We start from the raw sequence: 22033 nt of genomic DNA on the forward strand, positions 1-22033 counted from the left end.
CCGCATGGACGACACCCTGACGATCATGTCCATGAACATCCGGGACGGCGCCCATGGGCACCTCGCCGAACTCGCCGCCCTGATCGCCGCGCAGGACCCCGACATCGTCGGGCTCCAGGAGGCCAAGGGCTGGCGGCGCCCCTGGTACTCCCCCCTTCGCCACGGAAAGGCACTGCGCACCGTGATGGAGGCGACTGGCCTGCGGGTGGCCATCTACACGCCCAGCCGCACCCACGGCTGCGACCTCGTCACCCTCGTCAGCCCCCGCATCCAGCCCACCGGATACCGGCGAAACGTCGGCGAAGGGCACCTTCACCACGGGGCGTCCCGGTTCCGGTTCACGCTCGAAGGGCGGCCGAAGGAGGAGGTCTGGGAGCACCTGAACACCCACTTCTCCCCCTTCTCGGGAGCCCACCGGCTGATCGAGGCCAGTTGGCTGACCGAGTACGCCGGGGCCCCGCGCCGCCTCCTGACCGGCGACCTGAACTCGGACCTCCCCGAAAAGTGGGGCGGCATCGCCGACCCGCTGAACTGGGACGGACTGATCCCCCCGAACCTGCGCTCACGGCACCTGCGACCCGGCCCCGGACACCAGCCGTCCGACCGAGACGCCACGGCCCTGCTGATCGAAGCCGGCTGGCGCAGCGCACACCTCGACCACGTCCGCCAGGCCACCGTGGGCCACTGGCACGGCAGCGAGAGCTGGGAGCACGCGCCGGACCACATACTTGTCAGCTCCGACCTCGCCGCCGATGTCCTGCGCCACGAGACGCTCAGGCCCCCTCCGGGCGTGGAACCCTTCAGCGACCACCACGCCATCGTCGCCACCCTCGCCATCTGAACACGCCCCGTCGGGGCAGAGCGCTCGCGCAGCGTTCGCCCCGGCGCCACGACCGAGTCCTTGCTACCGCGCCCAGCGGGACGCCCGGCTCGACACCACCGGGAGAACCGCACGTGACCACCGCCCGCATCGCGCTCTTCAGCATCGACCACGCCCTCACCGACCGACAGACCGCCTTCGAACTGTGGGCCGGGGAGTTCGCCGCCGAGTACGCCGATGAGGTCGCTGCCAACTGCCCCGAGATCGAGCCGACCTGGCTGCGGGTCGCTGACCGCGCCTGTGCCGACCGCGTCGAGTACTTCACGCTGCTCCGCGCCCGCTATGGCCTGGACCGATCCGTCGACCACCTCCACGCCGGCTACCGGCGCCGCCTCGCGGAGCTGGTCCCCCACCGGCCCGAGGTCACCGCTGCCCTCACCGACCTGAAGGAGGCGGGATGGACTCTGGGGGCCATCACCGGCGGCGAGCGCGCCACCCAGATCCGCAAACTGCACACCGCACAGCTCGATCACCTCGTCGACGCGGTGATCACCACCGGTGACTCCGACCTCTGCGAAGCCAGGGGCGATCTGATGCGCAAGGCCGTCGAGGACCTCGATGCCGCCCCCCATGCTGAGGTCTGGCTGGTCAGCGATTTCGCGACCGATGTCGTCGGGGCGCACACCGCCGGGCTCGGCTCTGTCTGGATCAGCCGCGGCCGGACGCTCGCCCCCGGCGATCCGCAGCCCGAACGCGTCTGCGAAACCGTCGTGGAGGCAACCCGCTGGCTCGCCGCCGCATGCCCCAGGTGACCAAGCAGGCGGACCTCCTCGAACTGCTCCCCCTCACACTCCGGCATCGACCAGCGGCCCCCATGCCCGTCTTCTGTTCTCGACCGCATCGAAGTCATCGTCCTGCTCGTCCCCGGCGTGCACCGGGGCGCTCACTCCTCGGCCGTCGCCGCGCACCTCGACGTGGTGGAGGCCCTGACCTCGCGGGCCGGTCGCGCCCGACCCGAAGGCGTACTGGAGCTGGTTGTCGCGCGCAACGGCGTCCGCTGGCCGCGGAGATGAGGGGGTTGGTGCGGCAATGACGTCTCGGAGGGGTCATCGGGCGTTCCCGTTGACCGAGGGCTCGGCCGCCGGGTCCTCGGTCGCAGGCCCGAGGCGGTCGTCCGCCGCATCCGCGCTGGCGACCTCACCCTGGTAGGACTCGTTGTGGGCCGGTACGGCCGGTGTCGGCGCGGGCCGGGCGCGGCCGACGAGTTCCAGGGCGGCCTGGGGGCCCCGGTCGCGGCGGACGGCCGCGACATCGTCGAGGTTCCAGACGGTCAGGCCGACGACGGTGCGCCGGGGTCCGCGGGCTTCGACGGTGCCGGCGACGAGGAGGAGCCCGGAATGGAAGACAGTGTGGGCGCAGGTTGCGTGGGTGTCGTCGAAGAAGGCGAGGTCGAGGAGGCCGGTGCCGCGGTAATGAAGATGCCGGCGATCACCAGGTTCTGGATGACGAGGCGGCGGGCCCGGCGCGAGAGGCCGACGACGGCGGGGATGGTAGCGAGTTCGTCGCGTACGACGACGACGTCGGCGGTCTCCAGGGCGAGGTCGGAGCCGGCCTGACCCATGGCGATGCCGGTGTGGGCGGCGGCCAGAGCCGGGGCGTCGTTGACGCCGTCGCCGACCACCAGCACCTTGCGGCCCTCGCCCTCCCACTCCTTGACGGCGGCGGCCTTGTCCTGGGGAAGCAGCCCCCTCGTGGAGTTCTGGCGTAGGTCGGCCAAGGTCAGACCTATGAGGGTGCGGTCACGGGCCGTTGGGGGGAGCCTTCAACGCCGCTTCACGCAGGTGAGGGGGACCTGCCCGCCCTTCGGTCCCCGGACGATGAGCCAGTCCGTGCCGCGCCGTCCACATTTCGTGTAGGAGGACGCGCTCGATCCGCGGTTGTGGGTGGTGAGGCAGCTCTTGATCCGGTCACCGCGGTGAAGGTAGCGGACGACGGGGCTGGAAGGCGTCGCGCTCGTACGGTCGGGCGCCGAGCGCCGGACCGCGACCTTCTTGCCGGTGACGGTCCACCAGGTTGAGCACTGGACGGCGTGGGCGGCGCCGCTGGCTCCCTCCTTGCCGGGGCCCGGACCGAGGCCGAATACCAGGCTGGTCAGGGCGGTCGGGACAACGAAAAGGAGGGGCCATTTTCTGATCAACATGCCTGGGTAACAGCTCGGCCCCGCACAGGGGCACGGTCCCGTTCGGGAGGAGGAGGCCAGGCCCGCCCCGGCGCCCGGCAATTCGATGCCACCACGGCAACGCCCCGAGGCCCGGCACTGGCCACCGCCAGGGACCAGCCACCTGGCGGTGGCCCGCTTACACCGCCAGGGGCGCGTTCGGCGGTCCCGGCGATGAGGGCCCGGAGCGCAGGCGGAGACGGCGCGGAGCCGACTGCGGCTACGGGGCGGGCTCGTAGTCGATCTGCTCGCCGCAGCCGCCGGAGAGGTCGACCAGCGCGGCCCTTTCTGCGTCGTCAACGGCCAGGCGCCAGCGGAGCTTCGTGCCCACCCAGTCGGCGAGGTAGGTGCAACGGGCGTCAGCGAGGGGCGGCATCCAGTCCGCAGGGTCCTGGTCGGCCTTCGAACGGTTGGTGCGGGCGGTGACCGCGGCGAGGGATGCCTCTACAGTCAAGTCGTTGGCGTACGCCTCACGGCGGGCGGCGTCCCATTTGGAGGCCCCGCTGTCCCACGCCTCAGCGAGCGGCACCACGTGGTCGATATCGAGGCCACCGGGGTCGGTGACGGTCACGCCGTCGTAGTAGGAGAACCACTCGCCGGCGACCACGCGGCAGCGAGCCTCGATGGTGGGCCTCACCTGGGACTCTGCGACCAGCACCTCGGCCCTGGTGTTGCAGCCGTTACGGTCGGCGTCGACCCAGTGCTTGAAGCTTGTGCGCTGGTACCCCTCCCGGTTCTCCGGTGCGCTCGGCAGCTGCTCGATGGCCTCGGCGAGCGTGAGTACGGCGACGGGCTCAGGGGCGGCGCCGGCCGGAGCTGTGGCCAACGGAAGGGCGAGAAGGGCGCCGGCCAGGACAGCCGCGGTCTTAGTGATCATGCTGCAGTGATATCGGGTTCGGCCGCGCTCCTGGCGGCGATACGCCGGAAGATCACCCAGACGAGAGGGCGCGGTGGGGCGGCGCTGGAACTGAGGCGACGGGCTGCTCCTCGGTACGGCTGCATCCGCCCGAGGCGGTCACCGACAGGTACGGCGAACCCGGACCCTGCCCGGCGCCCGGGCTGGCTCAAGGCCCGAGCCCTCGCGGCGGCCGGCGACGTCGAGGCAGTGCTCGTCCGGTGGCCCGCCGCCATCGCCCCGAATGCCGTCCGCGAGTACCAGAACCGCGAGACCCGTGGCGGCAGGCGTCAATGACGGCGAAGGCCTGGGTGCGGGAGAGGTTGCGCAGAAGACCGGTCAGGGGCCAGTGGTCGACGGCGTCGTCCTGGGGGCTTCCTGCCCGGCCGAGTTGGCACTCGCCGTCTTCCTGCGTATCGGCATGCCGGGTGCGGTTGTTCTTCTTGGGGTTAGCGGGCGTCGTCGCCGCGGCATGGGCGGGCTGGCCGACCGCCAACCGGTGTCGCAGCGTGCTCTCGGTGACGACACACTTCGGGTGCCTGGCGATCTCCGCGGCTGTCAACTGCTGGCCGAACACGTCGTAGGTCATGCTCTTGTGCTTCGGCAGGCCGGCGTCCCTGGCCCAACGCCCGATGAGGCGGGGGTCCGCCCCGACCGCGATCCCGGTCTCCTTTTGAGACAAGCCTGGTTGTTCTCAGAGGGTGGTCAGCTTGGCCAGTTCCTCGGAGGTCGGCTGGCGGTACCGAACCTGCTTACCCTGCCTCGCCCTGGCGGGGCGAGGTGAGGGGGCAAGGGCTGGCGGAGCGCCGGCGAGGGCGCCGAGTTGGGCCGTGAGGGCGACGACGGTCGCCTTGAGTTCCTCGACGACCACGGCCGGGTCGGGCGCGGGGTGAGTCACAGGCGTGCCACCTCCCGCTGTTCCCAGACGGCGACGGCGCGCTTGGTGATGGCCTTCTCCTCGGCCGCCCCGGAGGACGACCGCCACGACGGGTCGTCCGGTGCGCTCGGTGCAGAGCTTGTCGTTGCGATCCTCGGTCGCCCCGGAGGACGACCGCCACGGCCGAGGTCGTTGTCCTCCTGCTCCATGTCCTCGTAGTTGCGATCCTCGGTCGCCCCGGAGGACGACCGCCACCGAGTACGCGTACCGGGCCCGCCGCGAGGCGGAGATGTTGCGATCCTCGGTCGCCCCGGAGGACGACCGCCACACCCAGGTCACCGCTCCGGTGCCCGCCAACGCGGCGTTGCGATCCTCGGCCGCCCCGGAGGACGACCGCCACGAGATCGACACCCAGTCGGCGGTCTGCGAAGTGTAGTTGCGATCCTCGGCCGCCCCGGAGGACGACCGCCACTCTTGCCGAGGACAAGGGACTGCGCCCCACGTGGGGGTTGCGATCCTCGGCCGCCCCGGAGGACGACCGCCACCACACGGCACGACGACTGGGACCACGGCGGCCCCGACGTTGCGATCCTCGGCCGCCCCGGAGGACGACCGCCACTGGACGTCGGTGCTCGTCGGGAGGATGTAGCGCTTTGAGTTGCGATCCTCGGCCGCCCCGGAGGACGACCGCCACCACACGGCACGACGACTGGGACCACGGCGGCCCCGACGTTGCGATCCTCGGCCGCCCCGGAGGACGACCGCCACCCGTGGAACCGGGCCAACACCATCCTGGGTACGTACGGGTTGCGATCCTCGGCCGCCCCGGAGGACGACCGCCACCCGCAGGTCATGGAGGCGGCATCCGACACGAACGGCGTTGCGATCCTCGGCCGCCCCGGAGGACGACCGCCACACCGGAGGGGTCGCCGTCTCGTACGCTCTGCACAGAGGTTGCGATCCTCGGCCGCCCCGGAGGACGACCGCCACGCTGATGGACGCCCTTCAAGGGCTGCTCGCCCCGAAGTTGCGATCCTCGGCCGCCCCGGAGGACGACCGCCACAGCCGGTCGCTACGGTGGACTTCGCCCGCCCAGCGCTGTTGCGATCCTCGGCCGCCCCGGAGGACGACCGCCACCGGACCGGCCCGCGATCAGCAGCCGCTCGCCGAGCGGTTGCGATCCTCGGCCGCCCCGGAGGACGACCGCCACCGTGGCGGCGGCGTGCGGTTGGGTTGCGCACGTGCAGTTGCGATCCTCGGCCGCCCCGGAGGACGACCGCCACACCCGTCCGCAGGCCGAGAGCCGCTTGACCGAAGTGTTGCGATCCTCGGCCGCCCCGGAGGACGACCGCCACGCCGGGCCGCCCACAGGCTGATCCGCACGTAGCGCACGTTGCGATCCTCGGCCGCCCCGGAGGACGACCGCCACACCCAGCGGCTCTGAGTCTCGGGTGGTGACGACCGTGACGTTGCGATCCTCGGCCGCCCCGGAGGACGACCGCCACCTTCTGGTTGGCGGCCTCGGGGTTGTCGCCGACGACGTTGCGATCCTCGGCCGCCCCGGAGGACGACCGCCACTCGCGTGGGTGTCCGAGCGCCGCAACGAGGCGCTGGCGTTGCGATCCTCGGCCGCCCCGGAGGACGACCGCCACCGGCGGACGCCGACCTCGACGCCTTCGAGGCGGAGTGGTTGCGATCCTCGGCCGCCCCGGAGGACGACCGCCACCGTGCGGAGCTTGGTCCGGCGGTCCGCCTCAGCGTCGTTGCGATCCTCGGCCGCCCCGGAGGACGACCGCCACCCTGGTTGGTCAGGGGTTTTGGCCATCTGAGTACTCACGAGAGCCAGCTGAAGAATGCCCATTAGCGCACATATCCGGCATTCTCCTTAGGTGTGATGGGCGTGTCGCGTGTGTGCTTGAGGTTCCGAAGCGGAGCGTGCCGTCGCCTACAGGATCAGGTCGCTGCGATGTGGGTGAGGTGCTGCCGCTCCGAGAGTTTGGACGGTTTCTGTGCCTGAGGGGGGCAGTCGGTAGATCCGTACACTGTCGGTTTCGGTGTTGATCAGGTCCTCGATGTCGTATGTGAGCTGCAGCAGGGTTTGGTCGTCCGTGATGATCTCGAAGACGGATTTTTGCACGCGGATGCCGTGTCCCTCGCAGAGCTTGGCTACGCGGCGGAGTCTGCGGCGGCCTTCGGGCGTGGTGGTGTCGACGTCGTAGGTGAGGAGGAGTTCCATCAGGCTGCGGCCCAGGGCAGGTAGGCGGGGAGGTCTCCTCGGAGGTGTCGGGCCAGGATGCGTGCTTGGACGACTGGTAGGAGGCCGGCGGGGATGTCGCGGCCAACGATGGGGTGTTCCCAGGGCTGTGTCTTCCAGTCCTGCCAGGCTGTGATGACGGCTTTCCGGGCGTCGTCGGTCAGGTGGACGGCGCCTCCGGGGTTGGTTTGGAAGTGGGTTGGGCGGAGTTGCCGGCGGTTGAGCAGGGTCAGGGCGAACCGGTCGGCCAGTGCGGGGCGGAACTCTTCCATGAGGTCCAGGGCGAGAGCCGGTTTGGCAGGGCGGATTCCGTGAAGGAAGCCGATGTAGGGGTCAAGGCCGACTTGTTCGGCGGCTCCGTGGACGAGTCCTCGGAGTAGTCCGTAGGTGTAGGAGAGCAGAGCGTTGACCGGGTCGGTGGGCGGCCGGCGGTTGCGATGAGAGAAGGCCGGAACTCCGTCGGTGGGCCGGATGGCGAAGGCCAGGGCGGCGAAGTGGGTGCGGGCGGCGTTTCCTTCCACGCCCATAAGGATGTCGAGGGATTCAGCGGTGCTGGTGGCCGCGATGCCCTCTGCCAGTGAGGCGGCTGCTTCGCGTAGGCGGGTTCTTGATGTGGGGGTGGCATCTCTGGCGGCTCGCAGAAGGACCCAGCGGCTGTTGCGGATCTTCCCGGCGACGAGGTTGCGGGCGATGCCGAGTCGGGCTTCGGCATCTGCGTGGCATTGGTGTTGGGCATGGCGGAGGAGAACGTTGCCGTGGATGGCTCCGTCGAGGCGAGCGAGGTAGCGGCCTCCTCTGGTCATCCAGGTGACCGGTCTGCGGTCTTGGGCGCAGCGGGTGATCAGTTCCGTGGAGAGGTTGATGTGGCCGTACAGGACGATGGCGTCGATGCGGCGCAGTGGAAGTATCTGGCGTCCGGGAGTGTCGGGTAGGTGGACGCGCAGGCTGTCCTGTTCGAGACGGAGGTCGGCACCCTGGGTCTGTACGTAGAGGGTGTTGAGGAGTTCGGTGGTCACGCTGGGTTGTCCTGGTGGTCAGGGGTGTGGAGTGCGGTGAGAGCTTGTTGGTAGCGGCGGGTGTCGGCGAGGGCTTGGGGCATGCAGTGGGTGGCCATGGAGCAGCGTCGGCATCGGGTATCGGCTGCAGGGGCGGGGAGGTGGCCGCTGTCGAGGAGAGTTCGGACAGCATGTGCGGTGTGAAGGACGCGGCTTCGCAGGGTGTCGTCGATGGTGATGAGGTGGCGTCTGCGGTCGGCGGCGGAGAAGATGGCGGCCTCGGGGACGGGGCGCTGGAACATGGATTGCAGGCAGAGGGCCTGTGCTGCGGCTTGGACGTCGGCAGGGCCGCCGGGGATGTAGCGGCCGGACTTGTGTTCGATGGGCAGGATGCGGCCGTCGTGGTGCAGTTCGACGGTGTCGCATGTACCGGTGAGGCCGTAGTCGTCGTGCCAGACGGGCAGGGCGTGCAGGGTGCGGATGGTGCCGCGTCCTTTGTTGCCTGGGGTGTCGACGCGTTGGTGCAGGTGGGTGCCGCGGATCGTGGCGGCATCGTCGGTGAAGGCGTCTTCGAGCAGGATGAGGCCGCACTGGCGTGGGCAGTAGGCGTGGTGCTCCAGGGCGGAGAGCGTGATCTGGGTGGGTTCGCGCTCTCCGCCTGGGCTGGTGTGTGGGGTGGTCATCCGGTGGTGCGCGGGAGGAGGGTGGTCAGGGTGATGCCGGGCGGGAGGTCGGTATCGCGGATTTCGACGGTTCCGTAGTCGGTGAAGGTTCGGGCGTTGACGTCGCCGCGAGCTTTGACGGTGATGCGGTCGAAGAGTTCGTGGGAGGGGGCGCGGCCGAAGGCGTCGTCGTGGGTGAAGACGTACAGACCGCGCAGGGCGAGGTTGGCGCGGGCGGCGGCGCGGTCGTGTTCGAGCATGATCTCGAAGGCGCGCCAGAAGAGGGCGAGGTCGTCGCTGGTGACGCCGGTGCGGTGGGCGAGGGGGGCGCTGAAGTGTCCGGTGCCGCGGTAGAGGGCGTAGGGGACGACGTACTTGGAGCCCATCTCGGTCTCTTTGCCCTTGGCGTCGCTGTCGTCGGCTTTGCTGCGCTCGCGCCACGCCTTGGCGTCTTCTTCTTTGGTGGGGGTGACGCGGGTGATGCCGATGTCGAGGGGGGTGATGGGGTCGATGGTGCGGGAGAAGCCGATCTGGACGGGGCCCTGGACGCGGCCGGCCTGCTTGGTGGGCTTGCCCGTGGTCATGACGGCGCCGAACATCCGCACGTCGAAGAAGTTGCGGCACATCCATTCCTGGGCGGACTTCTGGTCCGTGACCTGGCTGTCGGTGTAGGCGCGTTCGTGCTGGCTGTTGAGGGCGGTGCCGGCTTCGACGTAGATCTCGCGGCCTTCGCGCGGTTCGAGGGTGTTGATGAGGGCGACGGTGTTGCGGATCTTGCGCTTGATGGCGACGTCGGTGATCAGGCCTTGGCCGCTGACCAGGTCGGTGCGGGGCATGCCGGCGTTGTCGGGGTCGCCGTTGGGGTTGGAGTCGATGGCCTCGATGAGGAAGACGAAGTCGTGCTTGCGGGTGGGGTCCAGGTGAGCGTCGCTCATGGTCATGATGTGACTTTCGTTGTGCTGTCGGGGTTGGTGGGTGTGGTGCGTCAGCTGGCGGACAGCTGCGGGGCGTCGGCCTGGGCGGGCACGTCGGCCGTCTTCGCCTCTCGCTGGGCCTTCTCCTTGGCCTCCTTGGCGGCCCGGCGTCGGGCCCGGTCCTCGGCGCGCTGGTGGGAGTAGCCGATGATGAAGCGGCCCTGCTGGACGTCGTCGAGGTGGCCGGGAAGGTCGTCGCAGACCTTCTCGTAGATCTCGTCCAGCCGGGCTTCCAGGGCGTGGGCGGCGGCGGGCTTGTCCCGGCGCAGGCGCTTGAGGTGGGCTCTGGCGTCCCTGTAGAGCCGGGGCATGGTGCTGGCGGGCGCGGTGGAGGCGGCGCTGAAGAACTTGTCGCGCAGCGTGGTGTTGATGTCCGGGAGCGCCTCGTACTGCACGGCTTCCAGGACGGCGAAGAGGCGGCCCCAGCGGTAGGCGGGGTCGGTGCTGTCCTTGTCGAGCTGGGGCATCAGGTGGTCCTGGGGGTTGTGGGAACGGTTGAGGAGCAGCCTCAGCAGGGCGAGGCGGGGCAGGTCGATGCGGCGGTCGGCGTGGACGCGCTGCAGCAGCAGAGGCAGGGCGCGGGCGGGCGGCCGGATCTGGTGCAGGGCGCTGCGGAGCAGCTCCGGCTCCAGGCCGTGGGGCGCGCTTTTAGGTGCGTAGCGCTCGCCGAGCCAGCGGCCGCAGGACAGGGCCATCTGCCACAGCGGGACGTAGCGGGTCCGGCCCTCCCAGCCGTCCCAGACGCCGTGGTCCTCGTACCAGGCCGCCAGGTTCCGGCGGGCGGCCGGCAGGGGGATGTCGATCCAGTCCCGTACGACCAGGCGGGCGTTGTTCAGGCCCAGGGACAGCGCGTAGAAGGCGTCCGTGTCCAGCCCGCCGCCGGCGGTGGGCGCGGGGCGGGTGTGGACGGAGTCGAGGAGGCGCTCGACCTCGGCGGGGTCGGGCTGGTCGTCGAAGAACATGGCGAGCGCGGAGTCGTCCTGGCCGTGGCGGGTCCACCACAGCAGGACGCCGTCGTCGCGGAAGCGGCGCCGGTGCCGGTCCGAGGCGAGCAGGTGGTTGAGGACGGCCATGGACCGTCCGCCGCACTGGTGACACACCGGGGTGTTCACCAGCTGCGTGGCGCCGCCGCGGCCCTGGGCGGGGGCGTTGATGCTGATGAGCTGGCCCTCGTTGCTGCCGCCCGTTGTCGGGACGGCCCCCTTCTTGACCGGCTCCGGGATCGTCGCCAGCAGCGCACGGTGCTCGCCGCACACCAGGCACAGTCCGGACCGCTCCTCGGCACCTCCCTTGCGGGCGCGGACCTCCTGGGCCCACAGCCGCTGCGCCGAGTCCAGGTCGTGCAGCCAGCGCGTGCCGGCCATGACCGCGACCGTGTCCTTCGCCTCGACCTGCTTGGCGTCGACGCCCTCCGGCAAGGAGAACGTCACCGGCCCGGCCGAGAAGAACCGCTGCGCGGCCGCGGCTGAGGGCTCGTCCGAGGTGCCGGCCCAGCGCAGGACGAGTTCCCGGTACGCCTCGTGACGGCGTTCCGCCTCGTCCTTCGCCTTGTCCGTGACCTCGCCGTCCTTGTCCGCCTTCGCGATGCCGAGGGCGAACTCGGCCGTGTCCACCAGCAGGTAGGGCGGCACCTTCGTCCCCGAACGCTGCACGTAGGGGACGGGCTTGCTCACCACCTGGTCGCGCTGACGGCCCGACACCTTGCGGCGCAGGAGCCTTCCCTGCTGGCCGTCCTCGCCGATGTCCAGCACCCAGTGGATCTGCTTCTCCCGGTAGAACTCCGCCGGCAGCTTGCCGGCGATCCGCTCCCCGTACTCCGTCAGCCGTTGCAGCAGCACCTCAGCCCTCCGCCCCGTCCGCACGCCACCCGGGCGAGACGATCGCGACCGCACCCTCGGGCAACGGCTCCAGGGGGATCTCCATCACCCCGTCGGTGACCGAGGCGCGGAACCACCGGTACCGCTCCCCGCCGGGCCCGTACTCGATGGAGTGCAGCATCACCCCGAGCTCGTCGCTGAAGTCCACCGCCCGCTGCCCGGGGTCAGGCTTCCCGAACGACGCGGAGAACTCCCGGCACCCCAGGAACGGCTCCGAGAAACACGCCCCGCGCTCGACCCGGCGCCGCAACTGCTCGCGGTACTTCTCCTCCGATGCCGGGGGGAACTTCGCCGACCCCGCCAGCGCCTCGGGCGACACCACGATCTGCGCGTGAATCCGGTAGCGGACATCCCTCAACGCCAGCGTGCTGCGCTGGTCCCGGTCCGCCTCCACGTCGTACCGGTGCCGCCGGTCAGCCTGGAGCTTCTTCACCTCCTGGACGCTGATGACCGACTTCACCTCGTTGCGGCGCACCCGCATCCAGCTCACCGGACGCAGCACCTCGATCTTCCGCACCACGTAGTGGAACTGCGGCTTCCAGAAGATCGCCTCCAGCACCCCACGAGCCGCCGACGGCGTCATCAACGGATAGCTCACCCGCTCCGTCTTCAGCTCCGGCCGCGTGAAGCAGGCAGCATCCCCCCACACTTCCACCACCAGGTCCGGAAACGCCCACCCCTCATTGCCCCGGGCCGCTCTACGCCTCGCCGGCACCGTCGCCCTCATCACAACCGCTCTCTGCCGAGCACCACCTCGTGCAGGGCCGCCGAAGGGCGGGCCCCGCACGGGCAGCACGGAACCACGAGACACGTCGTCACCGACTGTCCCCTACTGATCCCGCACTGTAGGCAGAGGCACTGACAATCAGCCCCCGGAACCCCCAACTCCGGTCCCCGCCACCTGGAACAGGCCCCCGCGGCGGCTCAGAGCACGAAACCGCCACGGTCCTCCGGACGGTCCGCATCCAGGCCCCGCACCGGGTCGTAGAACCCCCGCCACACCACCAGGTCACCCACGACCGGCTCGGCCAGCCCCGCCCCCAACGCCCGGGCAACCTCGTGGCGCGGCAACGTCGCCATGTGCGGCTGCAGCCGCCGCAACGGCTCCGGCCCACACGGATACGGCGACCGCAACGCAGCGATGTCCGCCTCGACCTCCGGCCTGCCCGGGCGGACCACGACGACCGACTGCGCGTACGCGTTGTCGATCATCTGGAACGCGTCCGCCACCGCCGGGAAGTCCCACCGCCGCCGCATCTCCTGAATCTCCTCCCCCATCGCCCTGCTGCCGGCCCCCTGCAAAGCCCACCGCTTCCGGTAGTAGGCCCCCAACGCCTCCAGGTCGTCCGGGAACTTCAGGCCTGGGCCGAAGAACTCGGCGGTGGCGTCCATCGCCGCCCGGTAGGACAGATCCTTCGGCATATGGCCGCCGGCCGGCCGGAACACCACCACACGCCCCTCGCCCAGCCGGCCGTCGCGGTTGCAGCGGCCCGCCGCCTGCTGCAACGACTCCGCCGGAGCCCACGCCCGGTACACCCGCGGAAAGTCCACATCGACCCCCGCCTCGATCAACGACGTCGACACCACATGAACCGGCCGCCCCGCCTTCAGCTCCCCACGCACATGCTCGATCACCTCACGCCGGTGCCCGGACGTCATCCGCGTCGACAGATGCCACACCGGCACCCCCACCCCCACCACGCCCGGCTCCTCACCCGTCAGCAACCGGTGCAGCCGCGCCGAATCCCGCGTCGTGTTCACCACCGCCAGAACCTGCTCCCCGCCCTCCTCCGCGATCTCGCGGGCCACGGACTCCCACGTCACCCCCTCCCCCATCCGCCACTCGTACCCGACCCGCCGCAACTCCTCGAACAGGTTCGACACGTCCCCCACCACCATCCGCCGTGGCACCCCCTCCAACTGCGACAACGACCAGAACGCCGGCTGCGTCGCCGACGCCAGCACCAACGACACCCCGAAGTGCTCCACCAGCTCCCGCAACACACTCAAGATCGGCACCAGCAACCGGTCCGGCAGCGCCTGCACCTCATCCAGCACGATCACCGACCCCGCCAGCCGGTGCAGCTTCCGCATCGCCGACGGCTTCCGCGAGAACAGCGACTGGAACAACTGCACCGTCGTCGTCACCACCACCGGTGCATCCCAGTTCTCCGCCGCCAGCCGACCCCACGCCCCCTCGGCGCCCTCGCCCTCCAGCTGCACCGCACTGTGATGCTCCAGCACCACCCCCAGCCCCTCCTCCGACCGCTCCTCCGGGTCGAGAAGGTCCCGGTACACCTGAGCCGTCTGCTCGGTCACGCTGATGAACGGAACAGCCACCACCACCCGCCGCAACCCGTGCCGCACCGCATGCCGCAAAGCGAACCCCGCCCCCGCCATCGTCTTCGCCCCACCCGTCGGCACATGCAGCACGTGCCACCCCCGCTCCCCCTCACCCGAAGCCACCGCCTCCTCGAACACCCGCCCCCGCACCCCATCCACCGGCGACACCCCCCGCGCCGCCAGCACCCCCTCCCGCCGCACCCGAAACCGCTCCCACAACGCCCCCATGTCCACCGGCCCGGCCACCCGCGGCACTCCGCCGGCGAAGTGCGCCGCCGTATCCAGGTAATCGGCGTCCACCACACAGCTGAACACCATCCGCGTATACAGATCCAAGGCCTCAGCCCGACGCTCCGCCGACCCGACCCCCGCCAACCACGACGGCGGGGCAATCCGCTCCGCCCTCACCGCCTCCGGCACCAGCCGCGCCACAGCCGCCGTCGCCTCCCGCGCCTGCTCAGCCACCACCGAGCTCCCCCGAAGCTCCGCCACCACCTCCTTGACCTTCACCTGATCCGGCAGACCCCCGTGATGCCCCTGCACCACTGCGGCCAACTGACGGCCCGCCACCCGAGCCGCCAGCACCGTCCCCGCCTCCTTGTGCGGCACCCCCACCCGGCCACCCGAGCCCTCAACCACCCCCAACCGCTCCTGCCAGGCACAACACCCCTTCCCCACGTCATGCACCAACCCCAGAAACTCCGCCGCCTCCCCAGCCCCGAACACCTCACCGAACCCCCGCGCCAGAGCAGCCGAACCCCTCAGGTGATCCACCAGCAGATGCCGCACACCCCACGGATTCTGGCTGTGCGCGAACAACTCACGACCCGACATCCCGGCCCCCTCACCGATCGACCACCCACCGAAGGCAGCCACCGTAAAGTGGGCCACCGACACCACAACCCAGACCACATCGAAGCGACCAGCCAGGCTGCTTCGGAACCTGAAGCGCACACACGACACGCCAATCACACCTAAGGAAAATGTCAGATTTGCTCGCAATTGGGCCTTGCTTAACTGGTGGTCGAGAGCACGCAGACAGACAAACCCCTGGCCAACCAGGGTGGCGGTCGCCCTTCGGGGCGGCCGAGGGTCGCAACCTCCCAAGGTGATCGTGGATGAGGGCCGGAACTTACCGTGGCGGTCGCCCTTCGGGGCGGCCGAGGGTCGCAACTCGGTGTCGAGGCGTGCGTACACCCGCTGCACCTGCGAGTGGCGGTCGCCCTTCGGGGCGGCCGAGGGTCGCAACACCGTGAGTCCCCTGGTGGCCGCCTCGACCCCCGAGGGTGGCGGTCGCCCTTCGGGGCGGCCGAGGGTCGCAACGAGATGACCCGGGGCCTCGCCCGGCACACCGACCTGGTGGCGGTCGCCCTTCGGGGCGGCCGAGGGTCGCAACCACACCTCCTGTCCGACCTCGGTCCGCTCGGGGTGGTGTGGCGGTCGCCCTTCGGGGCGGCCGAGGGTCGCAACTCGCCCCCCTCGCCACCCCGCGGCTCTACCGCGCGATGGTGGCGGTCGCCCTTCGGGGCGGCCGAGGGTCGCAACCCTCCGGTCGGGCGGCCCTCACGGTTTTGCCGTGCGGGGTGGCGGTCGCCCTTCGGGGCGGCCGAGGGTCGCAACGGCGATGTACTTGCCCATGGACACCCCCGCAGCCTTGTGGCGGTCGCCCTTCGGGGCGGCCGAGGGTCGCAACTCCGTGACCGGCTTGCCCTTGGTGGTCCAGTCCACGACGTGGCGGTCGCCCTTCGGGGCGGCCGAGGGTCGCAACCCCACTTGTCGCCGGGCATCGTCATGCCGTGAAAGGGGTGGCGGTCGCCCTTCGGGGCGGCCGAGGGTCGCAACATCCGCTCCTCGACCATGTACAGCGTCGCCGCCCATGTGGCGGTCGCCCTTCGGGGCGGCCGAGGGTCGCAACCCCGTCGCCGTTTACTCGGTGATGTTGAGCGTGATCGTGGCGGTCGCCCTTCGGGGCGGCCGAGGGTCGCAACGCCGCCGCGCCGCCGCAAGGGCGACACCCCCCGGTACAGTGGCGGTCGCCCTTCGGGGCGGCCGAGGGGTCGCAACCGGGGGGTTGGTGGTCGAGGTCAGCGGCGGCGGTGCTGTGGCGGTCGCCCTTCGGGGCGGCCGAGGGTCGCAACTTCTCGACGATGGAGCAGTGGCGGAGGAAGTCGACGGCGTGGCGGTCGCCCTTCGGGGCGGCCGAGGGTCGCAACTGCGTCAGCTCGGCGGCCAGGTCGTCATCGAGCGCCGTGGCGGTCGCCCTTCGGGGCGGCCGAGGGTCGCAACTCGGTCTTCACCGTGACCCCCCTGGTCGAGCGCTCGGTGGCGGTCGCCCTTCGGGGCGGCCGAGGATCGCAACGGCGTCACCACCGCAGGACGTCGAGACCTGCGCGGCGTGGCGGTCGCCCTCCGGGGCGGCCGAGGGTCGCAACCACGGTTCGGTGGGGGCATCGCGGATCAGGCGCACGGTGGCGGTCGCCCTTCGGGGGGCCGAGGATCGCAACATCGGCAGCGTGACCAGCGGAGAACTGCGCGAGCCGGGTGGCGGTCGCCCTCCGAGGCGGCCGAGGATCGCAACTCCATCGTCCTCTGGAGGCTGGCCAGCCCCAGGTGGACGGTGGCGGTCGCCCTTCGGAGCGGCCGAGGATCGCAACTTCCATGCCGACGGCGCACGGACGTGCTGCTCGTGGTGGCGGTCGCCCTCCGGGGCGGCCGAGGATCGCAACATTCTCCACGTGCCGGTCCAGTTCGTCAGGCGCGAGGTGGCGGTCGCCCTCCGAGGCGACCGAGGATCGCAACCAGAGCACGTGGCGCGGCATCACCATGCCCAACGATGTGGCGGTCGCCCTCCGGGGCGGCCGAGGATCGCAACTCCGGGTGCCCGCTGAGCGCCTGCGCACTGACGAGCGGTGGCGGTCGCCCTTCGGGGCGGCCGAGGATCGCAACCAGCAGGAGTACGAGGGCGAGCTCAACGCCCACCGGGTGGCGGTCGTCCTCCGGGGCGGCCGAGGATCGCAACTGGCCGGTCCAACGGGATCAGCCCGCAGGCCGTCGCCGTGGCGGTCGCCCTTCGGGGCGGCCGAGGATCGCAACTCCTCTGTCGTGGGGCGCCCCGCGCACTACGGCGTGGTGGCGGTCGCCCTCCGGGGCGGCCGAGGATCGCAACCTCATCGCGGGCGGCACCGGCTCCGGTAAGGGAGAGGTGGCGGTCGCCCCCCGGAGCGGCCGAGGATCCCAACCACATCTCCTGGCGCAGGAGCAGATGCAGGTCGAGGTGGCGGTCGCCATCCGGGGCAGCCGAGGATCGCAACCTCGGCGGCCGCCAGGACGCGAAGCCCCCGCGCGGGGTCGCGGTCGCCCTGCATCGACGCGGCCTCGCTCGCCCCTCAGCTCGTCCTCGCCGGGCACCCGGTCACCGACGTGGCTGCCCTGCTTCGCGACCACGCCGCGACCGCCACCAGCCCCGCCACCACCACGGCGTACCTGGCGGCGCTCACCGGGCACTGGCACCGCAACGCCCGGCGGCCGGCGGCTGCCGGCGCCCCTGGCCTGCGGACCTACCAGCACCGTGCCGCCGCAGCAGGTCTCGCCCTCCTCATGACCCGCCTCTGACCACCGTCTCCGTGAACTCGCTCTCGGCGTGACCGGGTTCAGCCGAGATGGCGGCGAGGCGAGGAGGTACTTGCCTCGCCTCGCCCGCGAAGGGGAACCAGCGCGCTCGTCGGAGGGCTCCGCTGGTCGAACCTTGTACGCCGCCTGACAGCGTCCGGCGGGCGGCACGCAGCCACCGCCGGGCCCTCGCCCGCGCCGCAACGAACGCGCACTGCTCGTCCCGGGGCACTTCGGCGGCCCGGTCGCGTTGGAGGTGCGCCGGGCGGGGCGGAGGTTTCGGGCTCGGCGCGTGGGCCGCCTTCGGCCCCGGCGCCGGGTGACGCTCACTCGCGCCTCAGGGCACGAGGCGTTCGACGCGACAGCGGTGCACGTACCGAAGGTGCGGCCTCGGCCTGGACCCGGACCGCGCCGGGTTCAGCACCAGTACCCGCAGGACCGCGGCTGGTACGTCCAGCACGGCATCCCACCGCACCCGGCCCTCCAGGCGACGCCTCCCTTCGATCGCTGGCCTGCATCGGTTTCAGAAACCGGAACTCGGCTGAGGCGCTGCCGGCGTAGGGCCCGGTACCGCGGCGTGCTGTCTGCGCCGGCTGCTCGTTGAGCGGGCATGAGCGACTTTGAGCAGTGGATGGCCGCCGTCACGGCGTCCCCCGGCCCCGGCGAGGACCGCCTCGACCTGCTGCGGGACGGCGAGGGCATCGAGGGCCTGGACGAGAGCGAGCAGGCGGCGTGGGTGCTGCGCGTGATGGTCGACTACACCCGCGAGCCCCAGGGCTGGCACACTCGCGTCCTGGTCGGCCGCGCCGGACCGGAGTGCGCGGGGCCGGCCACCGGCTTCGGCCGGTTCAATGACACCCTCGTCGCGGTGATGGACCAGGCGCAGGCCCTCGCCGACGCCACCCGGCGACCGGTGAAGGTCATCCACGGCGTCAACGGCAGGCCGGACCGCTTCCTGCCCACCCTGGCCAAGCACGTCCCCGACCTGGGCGACGACATCGACACGCCCGTGTGGGTCGCCTTCCCCGCACCCCTCACCGCCGCAGCGACGCCCTAGACCGGGCCTGCCACCGGCCGGTGAGCCGGTGGCAGGCCCCCCGGCTCACGAGTGGGGACTCGGGGTGGCGGACACGTTCCGCAGCAGTGCTGCGGTCATCGCCAAGAGCGTCTCCGCCTCGGCGCGGTCGTAGGCGAAGTCGGCGGTGACCGGGTCGTTGTGCATGGCTCCGGATGTTTGGCTGTAGAGGGCGTCCTGGATGCGCCACCAGCGCTCGGTCTGGTTGCACTGGGCGGCGAGCTTCTTCGACCCGGGCCTGTCCCAGTCCACGTGGTGCTGAATCCACTCCAGCGCCCGCCGGATCTCCAGGATCGACGCCCGGATCTCCCCCGTGGTCAGCAGCCGCTGGGCTTCCCGCAGCAGCAGGCCGACCTCGGCGCGCTGCGGGTCGCCGAGCGGGAAGGGCACGGCCATCTCGAAGGCCGCGGACGGTCCGAGCTGTGCGATCTGCTGTTCCCAGGTGCTCTTGGCGACGGTGATGTGTTCCCTGACCTGGGCGCACCCCGGGTATCCGGCCGCCTGCGGCAGGGTGGCGTCGAGGTCGATCTCGAACCGGACGTCCCCGGTGCGGGCCTCCTCGATCGCGTGGACCTGCAGCGATGTCAGCGGGAACACCAGGTTCACCCGGTGGACCGTCACGAGGGGGGTGTACGCGAGGTTCGCCGTGATGCGGCCAAGCCGGGACCGCTGCGCAGGAGCGGCGCCGAAGCCGAACAGCTCCGCCTCCAGGGCGAGGATCTTCCCGGCCTCGGCGAACGGCGAGACCCCGACGGCGAGCTGAACGCTCAGCTCGTGGCCGCCCAGCGTGCGGCGCAGCCACGTCTGGTCACCGTCGGCCGCCGTGGTGAACCGGATGTCGTCGAAGCGGAGTTCCTGCATGGCTCCCCCAAGGGCGTGAACGAACCGCTGATTCTGCCGGGCCGAGCGCCGGCCCGCCGCCGGTTCTCCGTGGGACTCGTCTTGCGCGGCCTTCTCGGCGTCGTGCGGGGGGGGCGACCCGGGGTGAAGCCCGGGGGCGCTGCACCGCGGTGCAGCTCCTCCGTCCGCCACGCGGCCGCCGAACGCTGGCCGCGCGAGCTCGGCGAACTCCCCCGAACCGGACCGGCCGGGATCGTCCACCCGCTTGCCGTCGCCAAGGCGCGCGCCGGCGCCTCAGTCGAACAGGCGCTCACTTTCGCCCGGATTCGTTGCCAGTTTCCACGAGGCGTACGAGCCAGAGAGGGGCGCACGCTCGGGCGCGCCATGGGGTCGCACCGCCCGCCCCCAGGGAAGCCAGATTGAGTGATTCGACACCTGATGGGCGTATTGCCCTTTCATTTGCGACCGATTCCGCTCAAAACTGCACGGATCTCGCGGAAGCGTTCAACTCGCCGATCGGCGTTGACTGATGGGCATCGACGCCCGCACCGCTACGCACCGGCGTCGAGCGAGCGCGTTAGGTAGTACATTCCGATCCCCGGTTCTTCGCCGGGGAACGGCAAAGACCCCGGCTGCTCGTTGGCTGACTCGCTCACCGGGGTCTCTTGTCGCTCTGCAACGCCAGCTCCAACCGAAGACCGAAAGAGGACCCTCATGTTGCGCTGCCGTCTTGCCGGTCTCCTTGCACGCTCCGAAGTGCGTGCCGGGAAACTCAGCGGCGAACGTATCATCCCTGCTCCGCGCGCAGTTCAAACGTCCCAGTGGGATGCCACGGCTGTCACGCTGCGCGGGAGCATGATCGTCGTCGCGCTTTTCGCGCCTCTTCTCGCCGCCGCGGACGCTCTCGGCCCCCGGGAGCTGCCCTACCTGACCCTGGGCGTGACAGCCGCGCACGGATCGTCGCTGGTCCACCGGCGGGTCCGCCGCCGCTGACCCGCCAGGACGGGGTGGCGGGCCTTCCCGCCTCCCCCGCCAAGCCCCGGCCCCACCCCGGCTCCAGCACGCCGTCGCTGCCCGCTGGGCGGGCAAAGATGCCCGCCCAGCACCCCGAAAGAGGTCAAAGTGTCCACCCGTTCGCACCCCGAGCCCCAGCCGCCCCGGCCGGGACCCGCAGTCGACGGCGCCCGCGCCACCCGCTGCAAAGCGGCCCTCCGCGAGATCGCCGAGGACCACGCCGCACTCGGCGCCGAGCTCGCCCGCATGATGTCCATCGACGCCCCCACCACCGACCAGGCCACCGTCGTCCTGGAGATGGAACGCCTCAGCCAGAAGGCTCTCGGCATCCTCGTGGTGCGCCAGCGCTCCGAGGGCAAGTCGCTCACCGAACTCGCGCCCCTCTTCGGGCTGAGCACCGACCGGCTCCGCAAGAAGTACAACCCCAGAACGGTCGACAAGAACCTCCAGTCCCACAAGCCCCGCCGCCGGAGGCCCACGAGTCCGCAGCCGACCACCGAGGAGCTGCCCGTCCCGGACAACCCGCTGTACCTGCCGCTTCAGCGCCTGGCCTCTGCCCTCACCCGCATGAAAGCAGAGGCGGGCGTGTCCCAGCGGGAACTGGCCGCCGGCATGCACGTCCACCCCTCCTACGTTTCGCGCATGCTCTCCGGCAACCGCCAGCCCACCTGGCAGCACGTCCAGGTCATCGCGGGCCTGTGCGGTAAAGACCCGGCCCGGATCAGGCCGCTGTGGGACGCGGCCACCAGCACCCAGCCCCGCCACAAAGACGCTGCTCTCTACCTGCGCACCTACCTGCAAGCCCTGCGGTACGCAGCCGGAGAGCCCACGATCGCCGACATCCTCAACTCCGCGGGGCAGTCCCTCACCGAGCCCGAACTACGCCAGGCCCTGCACGGCCCCGGCGTCCCTTCGCGGAACGCCGTCAGCCGGGTCACCACGGTGCTCCACGGCCTCCCCGAGTTCGCGCTCCCGGTGTGGACCCGCGCACGCTCAGCCGGTGAAACCATGCTCTCCGCGGAGGCGTTCGGATGACCACCCCAGACAGGATCAAGTCCGTGAAGGTCCTCACCAACGGCTACTACGCCTTCTACGACCTTCACCGCCCCGTCTACCACGCCTACGCCGCCGCGCATCTGCCGCCCGAGGAAGCGCAGATCGCCGTCGGCATGACCTTTGCCGTCGTCGTGGAGAACTGGACGAGCGTGGTCACCGAACGGCACCCGGCCCGCTGGGCGTGGAGCCACCACACTCGCACCGTCGCCCGCCGCTGCGGTCACACCCCCACCGCCATCGAGGTCACACGCCTCCTCCACGACGACCTGCACATGACCATCGACCAGATCGCCACCGTCACCGGAACAGACCGTGCGGCCGTCCTTGCGCACCTGGTCGCCGCCGACCGGGCGGTCGCGCCGCACAGGCGCCGTCCCCGGCCCCGCGCCCGACCGTCCGTCTCGCCGGAAGAGCGCTGGCGCAACGCATTCCGGCTTCGCACGGCCACAGCGTGAACATCTGCCTCCCGTCAGCGGGCCCCCTGACGGGAGGCAGGCCAGCGCCTCGCCCGCGGTCTCACACCA

19 protein-coding genes, 2 pseudogenes and 3 CRISPR repeat arrays are annotated in these 22033 nt (G+C 71.0%); of the genes and pseudogenes, 7 read left to right on the forward strand and 14 right to left on the reverse strand.

Annotation, left to right across the window (positions count from 1 at the left end):
• Positions 1 to 4: 4 nt before the first annotated feature.
• Positions 5 to 841, forward strand: coding sequence for an endonuclease/exonuclease/phosphatase family protein (locus Sdia_RS29045; protein WP_189500745.1), 837 nt, complete (start codon positions 5 to 7; stop codon positions 839 to 841).
• 113 nt (positions 842 to 954) lie between these two features.
• A complete protein-coding gene (locus tag Sdia_RS29050) occupies positions 955 to 1632 on the forward strand; it encodes an HAD family hydrolase (protein WP_189500743.1) in 678 nt (225 codons plus the stop codon).
• 411 nt (positions 1633 to 2043) lie between these two features.
• Here the strand turns inward: Sdia_RS29050 and Sdia_RS30460 are convergent.
• From Sdia_RS30460 to Sdia_RS29110, 13 genes and pseudogenes are all read right to left on the reverse strand, one after another.
• Positions 2044 to 2286, reverse strand: a pseudogene (locus Sdia_RS30460) (single stranded DNA-binding domain-containing protein); the annotation flags it as partial.
• A 2-nt stretch (positions 2287 to 2288) separates the two neighbouring features.
• Positions 2289 to 2567: pseudogene (locus tag Sdia_RS29055) on the reverse strand (HAD-IC family P-type ATPase); the annotation flags it as partial.
• Between the two features lie 75 nt (positions 2568 to 2642).
• Positions 2643 to 3020 carry a hypothetical protein gene (locus Sdia_RS29060; protein WP_189500741.1) on the reverse strand — a complete coding sequence of 126 codons (378 nt, stop codon included), beginning with the start codon at positions 3018 to 3020 and terminating at the stop codon, positions 2643 to 2645.
• Between the two features lie 238 nt (positions 3021 to 3258).
• Positions 3259 to 3915 (reverse strand): HNH endonuclease family protein, encoded by a 657-nt coding sequence (locus Sdia_RS29065; RefSeq protein ID WP_189500739.1) that lies wholly within the window; start codon positions 3913 to 3915, stop codon positions 3259 to 3261.
• 187 nt (positions 3916 to 4102) lie between these two features.
• Positions 4103 to 4522: a hypothetical protein gene (locus Sdia_RS29070; RefSeq protein WP_189500737.1), complete on the reverse strand. Its 420-nt coding sequence runs from the start codon at positions 4520 to 4522 to the stop codon at positions 4103 to 4105.
• A 105-nt stretch (positions 4523 to 4627) separates the two neighbouring features.
• Positions 4628 to 4831 (reverse strand): hypothetical protein, encoded by a 204-nt coding sequence (locus Sdia_RS29075; RefSeq protein ID WP_189500735.1) that lies wholly within the window; start codon positions 4829 to 4831, stop codon positions 4628 to 4630.
• A 50-nt stretch (positions 4832 to 4881) separates the two neighbouring features.
• Positions 4882 to 6609: a CRISPR direct-repeat array (repeat unit 37 nt; unit sequence GTTGCGATCCTCGGCCGCCCCGGAGGACGACCGCCAC).
• A 146-nt stretch (positions 6610 to 6755) separates the two neighbouring features.
• A complete protein-coding gene (cas2, locus tag Sdia_RS29080; RefSeq protein WP_189500664.1) occupies positions 6756 to 7046 on the reverse strand; it encodes a CRISPR-associated endonuclease Cas2 in 291 nt (96 codons plus the stop codon).
• Positions 7046 to 8080: a type I-C CRISPR-associated endonuclease Cas1c gene (gene cas1c / locus Sdia_RS29085; protein ID WP_189500665.1), complete on the reverse strand. Its 1035-nt coding sequence runs from the start codon at positions 8078 to 8080 to the stop codon at positions 7046 to 7048. The genes cas2 and cas1c overlap by 1 nt, the downstream gene beginning before the upstream one ends.
• A complete protein-coding gene (gene cas4, locus Sdia_RS29090; protein WP_189500666.1) occupies positions 8077 to 8742 on the reverse strand; it encodes a CRISPR-associated protein Cas4 in 666 nt (221 codons plus the stop codon). Before cas4 ends, cas1c begins: the two co-directional genes overlap by 4 nt.
• Positions 8739 to 9662: a type I-C CRISPR-associated protein Cas7/Csd2 gene (gene cas7c, locus Sdia_RS29095; protein WP_262417781.1), complete on the reverse strand. Its 924-nt coding sequence runs from the start codon at positions 9660 to 9662 to the stop codon at positions 8739 to 8741. Before cas7c ends, cas4 begins: the two co-directional genes overlap by 4 nt.
• Positions 9663 to 9706: 44 nt before the next feature.
• The gene (cas8c, locus tag Sdia_RS29100) at positions 9707 to 11533 is read right to left on the reverse strand and encodes a type I-C CRISPR-associated protein Cas8c/Csd1 (protein WP_189500668.1); all 1827 of its coding nucleotides are present in this window, start codon (positions 11531 to 11533) and stop codon (positions 9707 to 9709) included.
• A gap of 1 nt (position 11534) precedes the next feature.
• On the reverse strand, positions 11535 to 12299 hold the full coding sequence (cas5c, locus tag Sdia_RS29105) for a type I-C CRISPR-associated protein Cas5c (RefSeq protein WP_189500669.1): 765 nt from the start codon (positions 12297 to 12299) through the stop codon (positions 11535 to 11537).
• Positions 12300 to 12496: 197 nt separating this feature from the next.
• Positions 12497 to 14869, reverse strand: a complete 2373-nt coding sequence (locus Sdia_RS29110) for a CRISPR-associated endonuclease Cas3'' (RefSeq protein ID WP_262417782.1) — start codon at positions 14867 to 14869, stop codon at positions 12497 to 12499.
• 109 nt (positions 14870 to 14978) lie between these two features.
• A CRISPR array of direct repeats spans positions 14979 to 16348; the repeat unit is 37 nt; unit sequence GTGGCGGTCGCCCTTCGGGGCGGCCGAGGGTCGCAAC.
• Between the two features lie 108 nt (positions 16349 to 16456).
• A CRISPR array of direct repeats spans positions 16457 to 17226; the repeat unit is 37 nt.
• Between the two features lie 109 nt (positions 17227 to 17335).
• Here Sdia_RS29110 and Sdia_RS29115 point away from each other — a divergent pair.
• Both Sdia_RS29115 and Sdia_RS29120 read left to right on the forward strand, forming a co-directional pair.
• On the forward strand, positions 17336 to 17527 hold the full coding sequence (locus Sdia_RS29115; protein ID WP_189500670.1) for a hypothetical protein: 192 nt from the start codon (positions 17336 to 17338) through the stop codon (positions 17525 to 17527).
• Positions 17528 to 18134: 607 nt separating this feature from the next.
• Complete coding sequence (locus Sdia_RS29120; protein WP_165397131.1) at positions 18135 to 18581, forward strand: hypothetical protein; 447 nt, start codon at positions 18135 to 18137, stop codon at positions 18579 to 18581.
• A 45-nt stretch (positions 18582 to 18626) separates the two neighbouring features.
• Here Sdia_RS29120 and Sdia_RS29125 read toward each other — a convergent pair whose 3' ends face one another.
• The gene (locus tag Sdia_RS29125; protein ID WP_189500672.1) at positions 18627 to 19460 is read right to left on the reverse strand and encodes a hypothetical protein; all 834 of its coding nucleotides are present in this window, start codon (positions 19458 to 19460) and stop codon (positions 18627 to 18629) included.
• An 834-nt stretch (positions 19461 to 20294) separates the two neighbouring features.
• Here Sdia_RS29125 and Sdia_RS29130 point away from each other — a divergent pair.
• From Sdia_RS29130 to Sdia_RS29140, 3 genes are all read left to right on the forward strand, one after another.
• Positions 20295 to 20432 carry a hypothetical protein gene (locus Sdia_RS29130; RefSeq protein WP_189500674.1) on the forward strand — a complete coding sequence of 46 codons (138 nt, stop codon included), beginning with the start codon at positions 20295 to 20297 and terminating at the stop codon, positions 20430 to 20432.
• Between the two features lie 129 nt (positions 20433 to 20561).
• Entirely contained in the window at positions 20562 to 21488 is a 927-nt protein-coding gene (locus tag Sdia_RS29135; RefSeq protein ID WP_189500675.1) for a helix-turn-helix domain-containing protein, read from the forward strand.
• Positions 21485 to 21964 carry a hypothetical protein gene (locus tag Sdia_RS29140; protein WP_115069463.1) on the forward strand — a complete coding sequence of 160 codons (480 nt, stop codon included), beginning with the start codon at positions 21485 to 21487 and terminating at the stop codon, positions 21962 to 21964. Before Sdia_RS29135 ends, Sdia_RS29140 begins: the two co-directional genes overlap by 4 nt.
• The last annotated feature ends 69 nt before the right edge of the window (positions 21965 to 22033 follow it).

The sequence above is a fragment of the Streptomyces diastaticus subsp. diastaticus genome (genome assembly GCF_011170125.1).
Lineage (GTDB): Bacteria > Actinomycetota > Actinomycetes > Streptomycetales > Streptomycetaceae > Streptomyces > Streptomyces diastaticus.

Bases quoted from the DNA above. Each gene is read 5' to 3' on its own strand.
- Sdia_RS29045 (WP_189500745.1), top strand. From the start codon at position 5: ATGGACGACACCCTGACGATCATGTCCATGAACATCCGGGACGGCGCC.
- Sdia_RS29060 (WP_189500741.1), bottom strand. From the start codon at position 3,020: ATGTTGATCAGAAAATGGCCCCTCCTTTTCGTTGTCCCGACCGCCCTG.
- Sdia_RS29065 (WP_189500739.1), bottom strand. From the start codon at position 3,915: ATGATCACTAAGACCGCGGCTGTCCTGGCCGGCGCCCTTCTCGCCCTT.
- Sdia_RS29070 (WP_189500737.1), bottom strand. From the start codon at position 4,522: ATGACCTACGACGTGTTCGGCCAGCAGTTGACAGCCGCGGAGATCGCC.
- cas2 (WP_189500664.1), bottom strand. From the start codon at position 7,046: ATGGAACTCCTCCTCACCTACGACGTCGACACCACCACGCCCGAAGGC.
- cas4 (WP_189500666.1), bottom strand. From the start codon at position 8,742: ATGACCACCCCACACACCAGCCCAGGCGGAGAGCGCGAACCCACCCAG.
- cas7c (WP_262417781.1), bottom strand. From the start codon at position 9,662: ATGACCATGAGCGACGCTCACCTGGACCCCACCCGCAAGCACGACTTC.
- cas5c (WP_189500669.1), bottom strand. From the start codon at position 12,299: ATGAGGGCGACGGTGCCGGCGAGGCGTAGAGCGGCCCGGGGCAATGAG.
- Sdia_RS29120 (WP_165397131.1), top strand. From the start codon at position 18,135: ATGAGCGACTTTGAGCAGTGGATGGCCGCCGTCACGGCGTCCCCCGGC.
- Sdia_RS29125 (WP_189500672.1), bottom strand. From the start codon at position 19,460: ATGCAGGAACTCCGCTTCGACGACATCCGGTTCACCACGGCGGCCGAC.
- Sdia_RS29130 (WP_189500674.1), top strand. From the start codon at position 20,295: ATGATCGTCGTCGCGCTTTTCGCGCCTCTTCTCGCCGCCGCGGACGCT.
- Sdia_RS29140 (WP_115069463.1), top strand. From the start codon at position 21,485: ATGACCACCCCAGACAGGATCAAGTCCGTGAAGGTCCTCACCAACGGC.